This window comes from Mesorhizobium sp. B2-7-3, from assembly GCF_006440715.1.
Taxonomy (GTDB): Bacteria; Pseudomonadota; Alphaproteobacteria; order Rhizobiales; family Rhizobiaceae; genus Mesorhizobium; species Mesorhizobium australicum.
Genome location: NZ_VFTY01000006.1, coordinates 344,048 through 357,121 on the forward strand (window position 1 = coordinate 344,048; position 13,074 = coordinate 357,121).

Annotated in this window: 12 protein-coding genes; 3 read left to right on the forward strand and 9 right to left on the reverse strand. The window is 63.8% G+C overall.

The window, feature by feature from the left end; genetic code table 11:
- Positions 1-38: 38 nt before the first annotated feature.
- Complete coding sequence (locus tag FJW04_RS16440) at positions 39-1,484, reverse strand: DHA2 family efflux MFS transporter permease subunit (RefSeq protein ID WP_140715327.1); 1,446 nt, start codon at positions 1,482-1,484, stop codon at positions 39-41.
- 280 nt (positions 1,485-1,764) lie between these two features.
- On the opposite strand from FJW04_RS16440, the gene FJW04_RS16445 reads away from it, so the two are divergent.
- Entirely contained in the window at positions 1,765-2,094 is a 330-nt protein-coding gene (locus tag FJW04_RS16445; RefSeq protein ID WP_140715329.1) for a hypothetical protein, read from the forward strand.
- A 32-nt stretch (positions 2,095-2,126) separates the two neighbouring features.
- Here the strand turns inward: FJW04_RS16445 and FJW04_RS16450 are convergent, their stop codons facing one another.
- From FJW04_RS16450 to FJW04_RS16480, 7 genes are all read right to left on the reverse strand, one after another.
- On the reverse strand, positions 2,127-2,909 hold the full coding sequence (locus FJW04_RS16450; RefSeq protein ID WP_140715331.1) for an ABC transporter ATP-binding protein: 783 nt from the start codon (positions 2,907-2,909) through the stop codon (positions 2,127-2,129).
- 10 nt (positions 2,910-2,919) lie between these two features.
- Positions 2,920-3,783: an ABC transporter permease gene (locus FJW04_RS16455; RefSeq protein WP_041163526.1), complete on the reverse strand. Its 864-nt coding sequence runs from the start codon at positions 3,781-3,783 to the stop codon at positions 2,920-2,922.
- A gap of 28 nt (positions 3,784-3,811) precedes the next feature.
- On the reverse strand, positions 3,812-4,822 hold the full coding sequence (locus tag FJW04_RS16460) for an ABC transporter substrate-binding protein (RefSeq protein ID WP_140715333.1): 1,011 nt from the start codon (positions 4,820-4,822) through the stop codon (positions 3,812-3,814).
- A 265-nt stretch (positions 4,823-5,087) separates the two neighbouring features.
- Positions 5,088-5,819: a histidine utilization repressor gene (gene hutC, locus FJW04_RS16465; protein WP_140617508.1), complete on the reverse strand. Its 732-nt coding sequence runs from the start codon at positions 5,817-5,819 to the stop codon at positions 5,088-5,090.
- Position 5,820: 1 nt separating this feature from the next.
- Complete coding sequence (locus FJW04_RS16470) at positions 5,821-6,849, reverse strand: alcohol dehydrogenase catalytic domain-containing protein (RefSeq protein ID WP_140715335.1); 1,029 nt, start codon at positions 6,847-6,849, stop codon at positions 5,821-5,823.
- Between the two features lie 15 nt (positions 6,850-6,864).
- The gene (hisD, locus tag FJW04_RS16475) at positions 6,865-8,187 is read right to left on the reverse strand and encodes a histidinol dehydrogenase (RefSeq protein ID WP_140715337.1); all 1,323 of its coding nucleotides are present in this window, start codon (positions 8,185-8,187) and stop codon (positions 6,865-6,867) included.
- Between the two features lie 79 nt (positions 8,188-8,266).
- Complete coding sequence (locus tag FJW04_RS16480; protein ID WP_140715339.1) at positions 8,267-9,040, reverse strand: glucose 1-dehydrogenase; 774 nt, start codon at positions 9,038-9,040, stop codon at positions 8,267-8,269.
- A 303-nt stretch (positions 9,041-9,343) separates the two neighbouring features.
- Between FJW04_RS16480 and FJW04_RS16485 the strand changes: the two genes are divergently transcribed.
- Complete coding sequence (locus FJW04_RS16485; protein ID WP_140715341.1) at positions 9,344-10,627, forward strand: FAD-binding oxidoreductase; 1,284 nt, start codon at positions 9,344-9,346, stop codon at positions 10,625-10,627.
- A 201-nt stretch (positions 10,628-10,828) separates the two neighbouring features.
- Here the strand turns inward: FJW04_RS16485 and msuE are convergent, their stop codons facing one another.
- Positions 10,829-11,389: an FMN reductase gene (gene msuE, locus FJW04_RS16490; protein WP_140617612.1), complete on the reverse strand. Its 561-nt coding sequence runs from the start codon at positions 11,387-11,389 to the stop codon at positions 10,829-10,831.
- 707 nt (positions 11,390-12,096) lie between these two features.
- On the opposite strand from msuE, the gene FJW04_RS16500 reads away from it, so the two are divergent.
- Positions 12,097-13,068, forward strand: coding sequence for an SDR family oxidoreductase (locus FJW04_RS16500; protein WP_140617513.1), 972 nt, complete (start codon positions 12,097-12,099; stop codon positions 13,066-13,068).
- The last annotated feature ends 6 nt before the right edge of the window (positions 13,069-13,074 follow it).

Consider the following 13,074-nt stretch of genomic DNA (forward strand, 5'->3'; position numbering starts at 1 on the left):
GTGCGAGCCGACGGATTGCCTGATGCCTCCGACACGACCTATTTGCGAGATCCCTTGATGTGGCCGCTAACTTGAACGCCGTCTTCGGCGCGCAGGTACAGGAAGCCCGGAATCGAGAGCAGCGGGATGATCGCGGTCAGCAGGAACACCTGATGAAAGCGTTCCGGCGTCAGGACATGGCTTTCGCCCGCAATCAGGCCCAGCAGCATGGCGGCGATCGAGACGCCAAGCGACACGCTGAGCTGCTGCAGCACACCGCCAAGGCTAGTGGCGCGGCTGAGTTTGTCGGCCGGAAGATCGGCGTAGGACAGGGTGTTGGATGTCATGAACTGCGCCGAGCGGACGATGCCGAACAGAAAGACATAGAAACCGATCAGCCAATGCGGCGTATCGGGACCCATCAGGGCGAAGCCCGCCACGGTGGCGGAGCCGACGAGCGCGCTGCCGACCAGCACCACACCGAAGCCAAAGCGCTGCAGCAGCGGCGACAGCAGCGGCCGCATGAGCAGCGCCCCAAAGCTGCCGACGAATGTCAGCGAGCCTGATGTGACTGGGCTCATGCCGAAGCCGACCTGCAGCATCAGCGGCACCAGGAAAGGCACGCCGTTGAGACCGACGCGGCACAGGCCGCCCGCCAGCGTGCCGACCCAGAACGAGCGGAACCGAAACAGCGTCAGGTCGACAGCCGGCGCCACGACGCGGCGTGCATAGCGCCCGAAGGCAAGCAGCAGCAACGCGGCCGCGGCCAACACCAGCACCGTCGCGGACCCGGGAATGACCGGCCGGCCGATATTCTCCAGCCCGAACTGCAGTAGTGCCACGCCAAACCCCACCATCAGGAAGCCCGGGACATCGAAACGCTGCACCGCCTCGCCATGGAAGTCGTCGACGAAGCGCAGCGCGGCAACGATACCAAGGCAGCCGAACGGCACGTTGACATAGAATATCCAGCGCCACGACGCGTAGGTGGTCAGCAGGCCGCCGAGCAGCGGCCCGATGACCGGCCCCATGATGGCCGGCAGGGTCATATAGGTCATGGCGGTGATCAGGCCGCTGCGCGGAAAGCTGCGCAGCAGGATCAGCCGGCCGACCGGCGTCATCATGGCGCCGCCCAGCCCCTGCAGGGCACGCATCGCCAGCAGCATGCCGAAACTGTCGGCCATGCCGCACAGCGCCGAGCCAAGGGTGAAGGTGAAAAGCGCCAGCGCGAACACCCTGCGCGCGCCGAACCTGTCGGCAAACCAACCGCTGACCGGGATGAACACGGCGAGCGTCAAGATGTAGGTGGTGATCGCAAGGTTCAGACGGACCGGCGTCGTGTCGAGACTTTGCGCTATTGCCGGGATCGCGGTGGTGATGATGGTGGAATCGAGCTGCTCCATCAAAAACGCGATGGCGACGATGATCGGAATGATCAGCCGCAGCCTCGGGTCGCGCTCGGTGGCAAATTGAGGCTGTTCCAATGCTCTGGTCAATTCCGTCATGCAGATGGCTTCTATCGGCCAAAGTGGCTTGTCCCGGTTCAAAGGCAAGATTGCCTTGCCGGCCAGCCGGGCCTGATCGCAGGCCCTCTTGTGATCCGGCAAATCGGCGAGCGGTAGTCATTTCCGCTTCGCTGGAAGTCAACAAATCTTGACCGGCACCGCGAGTGCCGCGGACAAACACTGCCCATTTCAGCGGGCGCCGTCCCGATTTCGTGAAGGAACGTGTGCAGCGAGGCGGGCGTTCTTTCCCATATGTCTCGAATGGCAAGGAGACATGCTGATGAGAAAGCGAAGCGTATTCCTCGGCTCCCTCGTGGTGTTGTTGGCCGCGAGCGCCGTCCCGTTTTCCGCTGTGGCCGATGCCGCCGTCACCAGGCACCATTATGTCCGCGTCAACGCCGCCCATAATGACCACGCGCACGCCGCGAACCGCAGACGCGGCCACCGTGACGGTTGGGTCGGCAGGGGCTGGACCGGCGAGAATTCGGCCGACAATAACGACTGGATGGACAGCTACTACAATGGCTACGGCAGTTACCGGGGCCGTGCCGACGACTTCTGTGGAACCATCCAGTGGACGCTCGGCCTGTGCGGTCCCCACGGCCCCTAACGCCTCGCCGGAGCCGACGAAGGTTGCTGGCATCACGCCATTTCGGGACGTCTCGACGCCTCGCGGATGGCCTTATGCACGCCGCGCTGCAAGTCCATGAAGGCCGGGGTCTCCATGACCTCTTCCCGGCGCGGGCGCTCGATGTCGACGTTGAAGGTCTGCATGATGCGTCCCGGGCCGATCCCCATGACGACGATGCGGTCCGATAGATAAACGGCCTCCTCCACGTCATGCGTGACGAACAGCACCGTGAGCCGGTGCTCCTCCCAGATCTGGGTCAGCAGTTCCTGCATCTGGTGTCGGGTCAAGGCATCGAGCGCGCCGAAGGGTTCGTCCATCAGCAGCATTTTGGGGCGATAGGAGAGAGCGCGCGCGATGGCGACGCGCTGCTTCATGCCGCCCGACAGTTCGGACGGGAAGCGATCGGCGCTTTGCGAGAGCTTGACGAGGTCGAGATGCTCGAGCGCGATCTCGCGGCAGGCGGCGCGATCATAGCCGGCGGCCTTGAGAGCAAACTCGATGTTCTGCCGCGCCGTCAGCCAGGGGAGCAGCGTATAGGACTGGAAGACAACACCACGGTCGAGGCCCGGCTGCAGGATCGGCGCGCCATCGATGCTGAGATCGCCGGCGTCGAAATCCTGCAGTCCAGCGACGATCGACAGCAGCGTGCTCTTGCCGCAGCCCGACGTGCCGACGAGGGAGACGAACTCGTTGTCGGCGAGGTCGAGATTGATGTCCCGCAGCACTTGCGTGCGCCGCTCGCCGGTGCCGAAGCTCTTGTCGAGACCGGCGATGCGCAATTTGGGAACAGTCACCGGCGGTTCCTCATTGCTGGTGGCCTTCCTGCCGAAACAGCACCTTCTCCAGGGCCTTCATGACCTGATCGGTGATGAGGCCAAGCACGCCAAGCAGCAGGATGTAGCCGATGATGGTGTTTGTCTGGAAATAGCGCTGCGACACGGTGATGCGATAGCCGAGGCCGGATGTCGCCGCGACGAGCTCGGCCAGCACCAGCCAGGTCCATGCCCAGCCGAGGCTGATGCGCAGCGTGTCCCAGATGCCCGGCAAGGCGCTGGGAACGACGATGCGCGTCAGGATCTTGCGGTCCGGCAGGCCGAGCGTGCGCCCAAGGCCGATGAAGTCGGCGGGAACCCGTTTCACATTGTCCATGATCATCAGCACCTGCTGGAAGAAAGTGCCGATGAAGATGATCAGGAATTTCTGGGTATCTCCGGTGCCGGCCCACAGGATGGAGAGCGGCACGAAGGCGACAACCGGCATGTAGCGGATGAAATCGACCAGCGGCTCGATGGCCGCCTCCCAGGAACGGAAACTGCCGATCAGCACGCCGATCGGTATGGACAGTGCCGAGGCGAGGAGGAAGCCGATGGAAATGCGGTACATCGAAGCCCTGAGGTCGAGCCACAAGGTGCCGTCGGCGGCGAGCTTGGCGATCTGGGTCGCAACGCTGCCCGGCGACGGCAGGAAGATGGGTTTCACCCATCCCAGCCCGGTCGCTGCCCACCAGGCAAGGCCAAGGCCAACAAAGACGGCCACCGCTATCGCAAGGAAACGCGACCGGGCGATGGGCACGCCGATCCCGGAGGATCGGCGTCGCCTTGCCTGTGTTGCGGCGGGCGCTCGTGCCGGGCGGGCCAAGCCGGTTTTCGCGGGAGGCTCCCCGGACATCCGCGTTACCACCCCGATCCGGATCTCGTCACTGCGCCGCCTTGACGAAGGACGGATCGATCATCTGCTCCGGCGTCACATCAGCCTGCAGAAGCTTGGCGTTCTTGGCGGCCGCTTCGACATCGGCGAATGTCTTGGTGGTAAACTCGCCGGTGAGCGCCGTCTTGTTTTCGGCGAGCGAATAGTAGCGCACCCCGTCGAAAGCGGTGTTGAGGTCCTTGACGTCGGAACCGACCGCCTTGGCGATGATGGCGCGGCCGCCGGGGGTGTCGGCGTTATAATCCTTGAGCGCGGCGTCCCAGCTCTTGATCATGGCCAGCACCTGGCCGGGTCGCGATTTGATCACCTCGTCACGCACCACCAGCACGTCGCTGATCAGGCCGGGATCCTCGCCGGCGGTGAACAGCAGCTTGACGTCCTTGTTCTGCGCCATGGCGACAGTGAGGTACGGCTCGTAGGTGACCGCGACCGGCACCTGGCCCGCGATCAGGGCGCCGCCGGCGTCGGCGGCAGGCATCGGAACCGGCTGGATATCGGCGACCGACATGCCGTTCCTGGCGAGCGCGTATTTGAGCAGGATGTCGCTCGTCGTGCCTTCCTCGAAAGCGACCTGCTTGCCCTTGAGATCGGCGATGGAGGTGACATCCTTGCCGGCGACGATGGCGTCGGCGGTCATGGAGACATCGAGCAGCAGCACGATCTTCACCGGCAGACCGGCCGCAACCATGCCCATCGCCGTGTGGGTGGCGATGTTGGCGGCGTCGAGCTGGCCGCTTGCGAGCGCCGCGTTGATGTCCTTGTCCTCGGCAAAGTTGACGATCTGGACGTCCGACAGACCGTTTGTCTTGAACAGTCCCTTGGCCTCGGCGACGTGCCATTGACCATATCCAAGCCAGGGCTCGATGCCTATCTTGAACGATCCAGCTTCAGGTGCCGTCGGGATGGCAGCATCGGCTGCGTGGGCCACCGGGGCGGTGGCGAGCCCGATCGCGGCGGCCATCACGAGCGCGCGAAATTGTCCTGCTAGGTTAAGCGTCATCTTTCGTTCCCCTTGATGATCAGACCGCTTTTTACCCAGGCATCCGGTCTGGTGAGACTGCGGGGTTCTGCTCTTGCGGCACTGTGCCTCGGCGTCTTGCCCGCCACTTCATGGTTGAAGCGCTGACATATTTCAGCGGCAGCGGCAGCGGATGTCAAGGCTGAAATACATACATGCATATACAAGTTGGAGAGACTCAAATTTCAGGTTGATCCAGCTCGGCGGCTTGCATTGGCCCGTCGCCTTCAGCTCGCTCCCGTCGCCTTCAGCTCGCTTTGGAAGGCGAGTAGCGGCTGCCGAGCGAGTAGCGGCTGCCGGCATAGGTCAGCTTGCTGATCGTGGCCACGATGGCCCCCGTCCATGTCCGGCGATGCAGGAGAAGGCAGCAACTGCCGACATCGATGCCGAGATGCTGTGCGGCCTCCTTGTCGGCCGGGATGGCGGAGATGATATGCTCGACCTCGGTCACCGGCGTCTTCTGCATCAGGTAGTCATAGGTCGCTGTCTTGGTGAAGTCCTGCTTGTCGTAGTCGGGGATCAGGCCCGGATTGACGAAACGCTCCTCCAGTTGCACCGGCAAGTCGTTCTCGAAATTGACGACGACGGAGTGATAGATCGAAACCCGCTTCGCAAACTCGAACGACAGTGCCAATTCCTTGCTCGGCATCATCGTTTCGAGAACGAGGACTTCGGAGCGGTGGCTGTTGCCGCGCTCGACGATCTCCGCAGCGATATTGTTGATCTCGATCAGCGTCGACTGCGGCCGGGGCGGCGCGATGAATGTTCCCACACCCTGCAGCCGGATCAGGAATCCCGCCGAGGTCAGCTCCCGCAGAGCCCGGTGGACCGTCATCCGCGACACGCCCAGTGACGCCACTAGCTCATTCTCGGACGGCAGCTTGCGGTCCTTGCCCCACCGGCCCGTCCCGATATTGGTTAGGATATAGTCCTTCACCTTCTCGTAGAGGGGGCTTGCCGTGTCGGGCAAATCGATCATTTCAAAAATCCTTTCCGGCAGGTTGCCGCATGCGGATGATTGTTTTCAAGCCATCGCTGCTTCCCGCCAACAGCCGCTCATAGGCGGCTGGGATGTCGTCCAGACCGATCTCGCAATCGACCAGGGCCAGCAGCGGTTCACTCAGCTCACCCAGCATCCGGACAGCGTCTGGCAATTCGTCCGCGAAAGCATGGCATCCGAGCAACGCGATCTCGCGTTCGACAAGAACATTGGGGTCGATGTCGAGGCGGCCATGGAAGATGCCGACCATCGCTATCGCACAACCAGGATCGAGAACGCCGAGCAACTGGCTGAACGCCGCGATGCTGCCGGTCGCCTCGATGGCCGCCAGCAACGGGACATTGGCGGTCGCGGCTGCAATGGCCTCGCGGTCGAGATCGACGATCGTGGCGCCCGTCACCCGCGCCACGCGGGCGCAGCGCGCCTGGTTGCGGTCGGCGACAAGCACCGTGCCGGCGAAGGTTCGCGAAAGCAACAGCGCGGCAAGACCGCCGATCGGCCCGCAGCCGATGACCAGAACCGAACCTGCCGTCTTCGGCAGACGCCGCACCGCGTGCAGCGCGACGGCAAGCGGCTCGGCCATCGCCGCGACGCTCTCGTCAAGGCTCGCATCGATGACATGCAGCAGACGTGCGGGCAACACCGCCTGTTCGGCAAAGCCGCCATCGCAGATTTCGCCGACGAAGCCCAGCGCAGCGCAGAGATGCCGCTTGCCGGCACGGCATTGCGCGCAGTCTCCGCACCAGAAACGGGAATCGGCGACGACCCTGTCGCCGACGGCAATGGTATCGACGCCCTCGCCCAGCGCGATCACCGTGCCGGTCAACTCGTGGCCCGCCGTCGAGGGCGCCCGGCTTATCCATTGGCCGGTGCGGAAATTGTGCAGGTCCGAACCGCAGATGCCGGCGGCATCGACCCTGAGCTTTACCCAGCCGGCATCCGGAATACCCGGCGCGGCGATGTCCTCGACGCGCAGGTCGCCCGGTCCATAAAGTCGTGCCGCCTTCATCGCGATCGTCTCCGCTCAGCCGGCGAGATAGCGGTCGCGGATCTCCGAGACCGCGTTTTCGTGCGAGCTGAAGCCCTCGTAGCGGGCGAGCCGGCGGGCATGCTGCGCCAGTTCCGGATAGGCGGCCGAGGTGACATAGCCGACCGAGGAGCGCTTGACGAAATCCGTCACCGAAAGCGGTCCATAGGTTCGCGCCCAGCGGCTGGTCGGCAGCACCGCATTCGGTCCGAGGACGAAGTTGGCAATGGTTACCGGCGTATGCGGACCCATGAGGATTTCGGCCGCCTCGGTGATGTGGCCGAGATGCGCGAACGGCTCCTTCGACAGGATTTCCAGATGTTCGGGCGCGTAGTCGTTGATGAAGCGATAGCTTTCCTCCAGCGACGCCGTCAGCACGATGCCGCCGCGCTTTCCGGTCAGCACCGCGCGCGAGAATTCCACACGCTGTTCGGTCATCCGCGACCAGTGGTCGGGAAGTGCAGCAAGGGCTGCTTCGGCGACCTTGCGGCTGTGCGTCACCAGATAGGCTGAAGAATCCGGCCCGTGCTCGGCTTCGATCAGCAGATCGAGCGCGGCAAGGCCTCCGTCGACGCTGTCGTCGGCAAAGATGATGGCTTCTGACGGTCCGGCCGGGAGGCCCGTATTGATGATCGAGGACAGCACGCTCTTGGCCGCCACCACCCAGGGACTGCCCGGGCCGACGATCTTGAGCGCCGGCTTCACCGTCTCGGTGCCGTAGGCGATGGCGGCAACGGCTTGAGCACCGCCGCATTTGTAGACGGTCCCGACGCCAGCAAGGCGAGCGGCGACCAGCGTGGCCGCGTCCACCGAACCATCCGAGGTTGGCGGCGTCACGATCGCGATCCGCGGCACGCCGGCAATCACAGCCGGAACCGACGTCATCATCGTCACCGATGGAAAGGCGCCCTTGCCGCGCGGCACGTAGAGCGCGACCGATGCGATGGGCGTATACCGGTCGCCGGCATAGGCGCCCGGCCGGATCTCCTTGAGCCACATGGTCTCCGGCTTCTGCTCCTCATGAAAATGCCTGATATTCTCGATGCCGAACCTGATGCTCTCCACGACTTCCTTCTCGACCTTGTCGAAGGCCGCATCGAACTCCGCTTCCGACACTTTCAGTCCGCCTTCCCTCACATTGGCCTTGTCGAACTCCCTGGCGAAACGGATCAGGGCGGCGTCACCCTCTTCCCTGACGGCCTGGATGATCGGGCGGACCTTTTCGACGAAGGCCGACAGATCGCCTTCGGCGCGTTTCAGCAGACCGGCCCGTTGCGTGGTATCGAGGGATGACAGATCGTGGAAGCTGATGTCTGACATGGGTGCTCCTTCTGTTCAGAGCAATGCGCCGACCGGTCACATTGCGGAAGACTTTGTTCTCTAACCTGGGCGAGCCGCCTCAGATCGATACGAGGAAACCGCCATCCACCGGAATGGACTGGCCGGTAATGTAGGCTGAGGCATCCGAAGCAAGGAACACGGCGACGCCGTGCAAGTCGCGCAGATCGCCGAAACGATGCTGCGGGATTTTGGCGAGCATGGATTGCCGCCACGCTTCGTCGGCGTAGAACACCTCCGTCATCGCCGTCCTGAAATAGCCCGGGGCGATGGCGTTGACCCTGATGCCAAGCTGCGCCCATTCCGCTGCCAGCGCCCGGGTCATGCCGAGCAGGCCCGACTTGGACGAGCCGTATGGCACCGCCGTCGGAATGCCGACTTCTGAAGTCAACGAGCAGAGGTTGATGATGGCGCCGGGCCGCCCGGCGTCCCGCATCTGCCGTGCCGCCGCCTGGGCGCAGAAGAACGCCCCTTTGAGATTGGTATCGACGATCCGGTCCCACAGCGGCTCGTCAACGTCGAGCGAGGGCCGGACCTCTTCCACTCCGGCATTGTTGACGAGAATGTCGAAGCCGCCAAGCAGGCGGGCTGCCTCGGCGATGACCGTGCGGCACTGGTCGACATCGGTCACGTCAAGCGCAATGGCGTGCGCAACCCCGCCGGCCGCGCGGATGGCCGCCGTCGTCTCGTCAAGCGAGTCCAGGCTACGCGCCGTGACCGCGACGTCGGCGCCGGCCGCGCTCAGCGCCCCGGCGATGCTGCGGCCAATGCCACGGCTGGCGCCGGTGACAAGCGCCTTCCTGCCGGAGAGGTCGAAAAGAGAAGCGTCGCGCATGTGATCCTCCTTGGCCGCTCCATAGCCCAGAGACTACCAGATCGACTTACATATACAAGCATATACAAACAAAGCTGATTGCGATAACGTGACGTCAGCCGCCGCACCAGGATCACGTAGTTGGCTCTTCATACGAGATGCCACGGGCGGCAGCCCTGTCGCAAATGTCGTAACCTCCCGAAAGCAAGCAGAATTGCCTGGCGTACCCGACACGAAAGTCTGGGTCTGCCCGCGTGCGGGATATCGGCCATTGAAAGCTATCGTGCCCCTCGAGCCGGCCGCCTTGTCGTGAGAGCCTCGTCCATGAACGAAAGCAGCCCGCCCCGGAGCCTCTATCGCGATACGGCTGGCGGCCCCGGCAACTACCCCTCCCTTGCCGGCGCGCAGCGGGCAAGGGTCGCCATTGTCGGCGCTGGCTTGACCGGCCTGTCGACTGCCTTGCATCTGGCGGAAGCCGGCGACGACGTCTGCGTGCTCGAGGCCTATCAGCCGGGATGGGGAGCCTCGGGCAGGAATGGCGGCCAGGTCAATCCCGGCCTCAAATACGATCCCGACACGATCGAAGCCATGTTCGGCCCCGAGCTGGGGTCGCGGATGATCGACTTCTCCTACGGTGCTCCGGATTTCACCTTCAGCCTGATCAAGCGCCTGTCGATCGATTGCGAGGTCCGGCAGAACGGCACCATACGCGCGGCCATCCGGCCGCAGCCGGCAGCCGCGGTGCGGGCCACGGCCAACCAATGCGAGCGGCGGGGGATGCCGGTCGGCTTGCTTGACGCAAAAGCGATGGCGGCGCGAACCGGCACGGACAGATACATGTTCGGCATGTTCGATGCTCGCGGCGGCGACCTCCATCCCTTGAAATACGCGCGTGGCCTGGCGGCCGCCGCGCGGAAGGCCGGCGCGCGGATATTTGGCGGCAGCGAGGTTCTCTCGCTCAGCAGGCAGGCCGGGCGCTGGCTCCTCGAGACCGCAAACGGATCCGTCAGCGCCGAGAAGGTCCTTGTGGCGACAAACGGCTACACGGGAAACTTGTGGCCTGGCCTGGAGCAGTCGCTGGTTCCGGTGTTCAGCGCCATCGCGGCGACCGAACCGCTGTCGCCCACGGTCGCGGCCGCAATTCTTCCCGAAAGGCCGGTCGTCTACGAAGCCGGCAACATCACCGTCTATTACCGCATCGACGTCCAGAACCGGCTCCTCATGGGCGGACGGGGACCGATGAGGCCCATCGGCGATGCTTTGGCCATCCGCTATCTCACCGACTATGCGCTACGGCTCTGGCCGGCGCTTGCTGGAACGGGGTGGACACATGGCTGGAACGGCCGGGTCGCGGTCACCAAGGACCATCTTCTACACGTTCACGAGCCGGAAGACGGCGTGCTGATCTGCCTTGGCTACAATGGCCGCGGTGTTGCCATGGCCTCGGCGATGGGCAATGCGCTGGCAAACCGCCTTCGCGGCGACGAGACCATTCCCTTCCCGATGCCGATATCGGGGCTGAAGCCGATCCGGCTCCACCGCTTCTGGCCGCTTGGCGTCAGAGCGGCGATCCTTTCGGGCCGGGTGAAGGACTGGTTCGGCCGGTAACGGAAAAGCACGCCGCTATGCTCCGGTCTTGGCAGCGGACAATCTTCGGGCGTGGTCGTCCATGCATGCGGAGCATCAGCGCCCGCTGATTTGCGACCGTGCACTGCAAGTCGCCCTGCGGCGCGCAGGCGCGTTCAACGGCCGGCTTCAGCCAAGCGCCTCAGCGCGCCAGCGGTCGGAGCGGGATATGTTCCGAGCACGCTACTCGGCGGCTATCCTGGCGTGCTGCCGGCCGAAGAGCGCCAGACCGACATCGTCCACGGCGAGGCCAATGCGGGCCTGGATCGCTTCGGATGCCAGCACGCCATCAGCGAAATCTTTCTCCGAGGCGTATATGGCCGTCGGCAGCGCAAAGGCTTCGAAAAAGCCGAACAGCGGCCGCAGCTGATGCTCGACGATCAATGCATGGCGATCGCCGCCGCCGGTCGCCGCCAGCAGCACCGGCTTGCCCCTGAGGGCCGCCGGATCGACGAGATCGAAGAAATGCTTGAACAGCCCGGTATAGCTGCCTTTGTAGGTGGGCGAGCCGACCACCAGGACATCGGCGGTCAGGATCCGCTCGAGGACGGCGCGGGCCTGCTCGTCCAGGTCCCGAGTGGCTTTGGCATTGCCAAGGCTGGGACCGAGATCGACGATGTCATGGGTGCTGGCGGCGAGGCCGTATCGTCCGGCGATCTCCGTCACGATATGGTCCACGAAGCCACGGGTCTTGGAGGGCCGCGTGAAATTGCCGGAGAAGCCGACAATGGCCGGATTGGTCATGATGGATGCCCTGTGATCTTTTCGAACCAGTTTGCCAATGTCCATAGTTTTTATAGACATTGCTGCCGAACAAAAGGAATTCACGGTCGCCGTGGGAGGAAATCGGAAAAGATTTTTCTCCCGGGGAGCCAGATCGCCCGCCTGCATGCCGGATGATGACGTCACCCGATCCAGATGCACTTGGCAGCCGTCGCACGCGAAGGGCGATGCGACCGGTGGCGAAAAGGGGGACCATCACCGTTTGTTCGGAACCTGATCGCCCGGCGGCTGTTTTCCGTTCAGCCAAATACGGAGGAAGCCATGGCACGCGACAGAACCGAATATGAAACGGGCGCACGGAAGTATCCCGCCAGGACCGGCCCGGATCCGAACGATGATTTCTCGGTTGACGCAGCGGGCAACAAGCCGCCGGCAGGCGGAATGGGGCTTACGCGACCGGCGGATCAGACAAATGAAGAGACACACCAGTCAGAAGGACAGAACCCGCCTCGCAAGGCGACGCCCAGCCCCGCAACGGAGAAGACATCCGGCGCGGGCCCGGCGATCTCCGAGCACTCGAAGGACGCGAAGGCTCCAAGGTCGGGCCGCCAACCCGGCGCCTATGTCAAGGACTGACGCGGACGGGGGCGATACCTTCTGACAAGCCATGCGCCGCGCAGACCGCCGGTCTGCCGCGCGTTGAACTTTCTTCAGCCGAGGAGACGACCATGCAGACGAAGTCACAAACGGCCGGTGAAGTCGCCAAGCAGCGCCATATCCAGCGCGGGATCGATGCCAAGGACAAATCGAAGCGCAACGGAAAGGCGGAGCACGCCATGCAGGCAGGCGCGCGCCCCTATCCCGAGCCGCCCTTCCCCAAGCAACATCAGGCGAAACCCGGGCATGAAGCGACGATCGAGCCTGCTCCGCTCTACGATGCACCCTACTATGTCGGATCAAATAAACTCGAAGGGAAGGTGGCTCTCATCACTGGTGGCGATTCGGGTATCGGCCGCGCGGTCGCGGTTTTGTTCGCTCGCGAAGGCGCCGACATCGCAGTCGTCTACCTGGCCGAGGACAGGGATGCCGAGGAGACAAAATCCGCTGTCGAAAAAGAAGGCCGACGCTGCATCCTGTTGAAGGCCGACGTCAGTGAACGCCAGGACTGCCACGATGCCGTGGCGACCACGGTCGAAACATTCGGCCGCATCGACGTGCTGGTCAACAACGCCGCCTTCCAGATCCATTCCAGCGACTTCGGCGACCTGACCGAAGAACATTTCGACACGACGCTGAAGACCAATCTCTATGGCTATTTCCATATGGCGCAGGAAGCCGTGCCCCACATGAAGCCGGGCTCGGCGATCGTCAACACGGGTTCGGTTACCGGCATAGAAGGCTCGAAGCAGCTGGTCGACTATTCGATGACCAAGGGCGGCATCCATGCTTTCACGCGCGCGCTTTCGGGCAACCTCATCGCCAAGGGCATCAGGGTGAACGCGGTCGCGCCCGGCCCGGTTTGGACACCGCTCAATCCGTCCGACAAGGAAGCCGACGACGTCTCGAAATTTGGCGCCGACACGCCGATGAAACGGCCGGCCCAACCGGAGGAACTGGCTCCCGCCTATGTTTTCCTCGCCTCCCCGCACTGTTCGAGTTACATCACCGGCGAGATCCTGCCGATCGTCGGCGGCTACTGAGGTCAG

Bases quoted from the DNA above. Each gene is read 5' to 3' on its own strand.
- FJW04_RS16455 (WP_041163526.1), bottom strand. From the start codon at position 3,783: ATGTCCGGGGAGCCTCCCGCGAAAACCGGCTTGGCCCGCCCGGCACGA.
- FJW04_RS16500 (WP_140617513.1), top strand. From the start codon at position 12,097: ATGCAGACGAAGTCACAAACGGCCGGTGAAGTCGCCAAGCAGCGCCAT.
- FJW04_RS16480 (WP_140715339.1), bottom strand. From the start codon at position 9,040: ATGCGCGACGCTTCTCTTTTCGACCTCTCCGGCAGGAAGGCGCTTGTC.
- msuE (WP_140617612.1), bottom strand. From the start codon at position 11,389: ATGACCAATCCGGCCATTGTCGGCTTCTCCGGCAATTTCACGCGGCCC.
- hisD (WP_140715337.1), bottom strand. From the start codon at position 8,187: ATGTCAGACATCAGCTTCCACGATCTGTCATCCCTCGATACCACGCAA.
- FJW04_RS16470 (WP_140715335.1), bottom strand. From the start codon at position 6,849: ATGAAGGCGGCACGACTTTATGGACCGGGCGACCTGCGCGTCGAGGAC.
- FJW04_RS16445 (WP_140715329.1), top strand. From the start codon at position 1,765: ATGAGAAAGCGAAGCGTATTCCTCGGCTCCCTCGTGGTGTTGTTGGCC.
- FJW04_RS16440 (WP_140715327.1), bottom strand. From the start codon at position 1,484: ATGACGGAATTGACCAGAGCATTGGAACAGCCTCAATTTGCCACCGAG.
- hutC (WP_140617508.1), bottom strand. From the start codon at position 5,819: ATGATCGATTTGCCCGACACGGCAAGCCCCCTCTACGAGAAGGTGAAG.
- FJW04_RS16460 (WP_140715333.1), bottom strand. From the start codon at position 4,822: ATGACGCTTAACCTAGCAGGACAATTTCGCGCGCTCGTGATGGCCGCC.
- FJW04_RS16485 (WP_140715341.1), top strand. From the start codon at position 9,344: ATGAACGAAAGCAGCCCGCCCCGGAGCCTCTATCGCGATACGGCTGGC.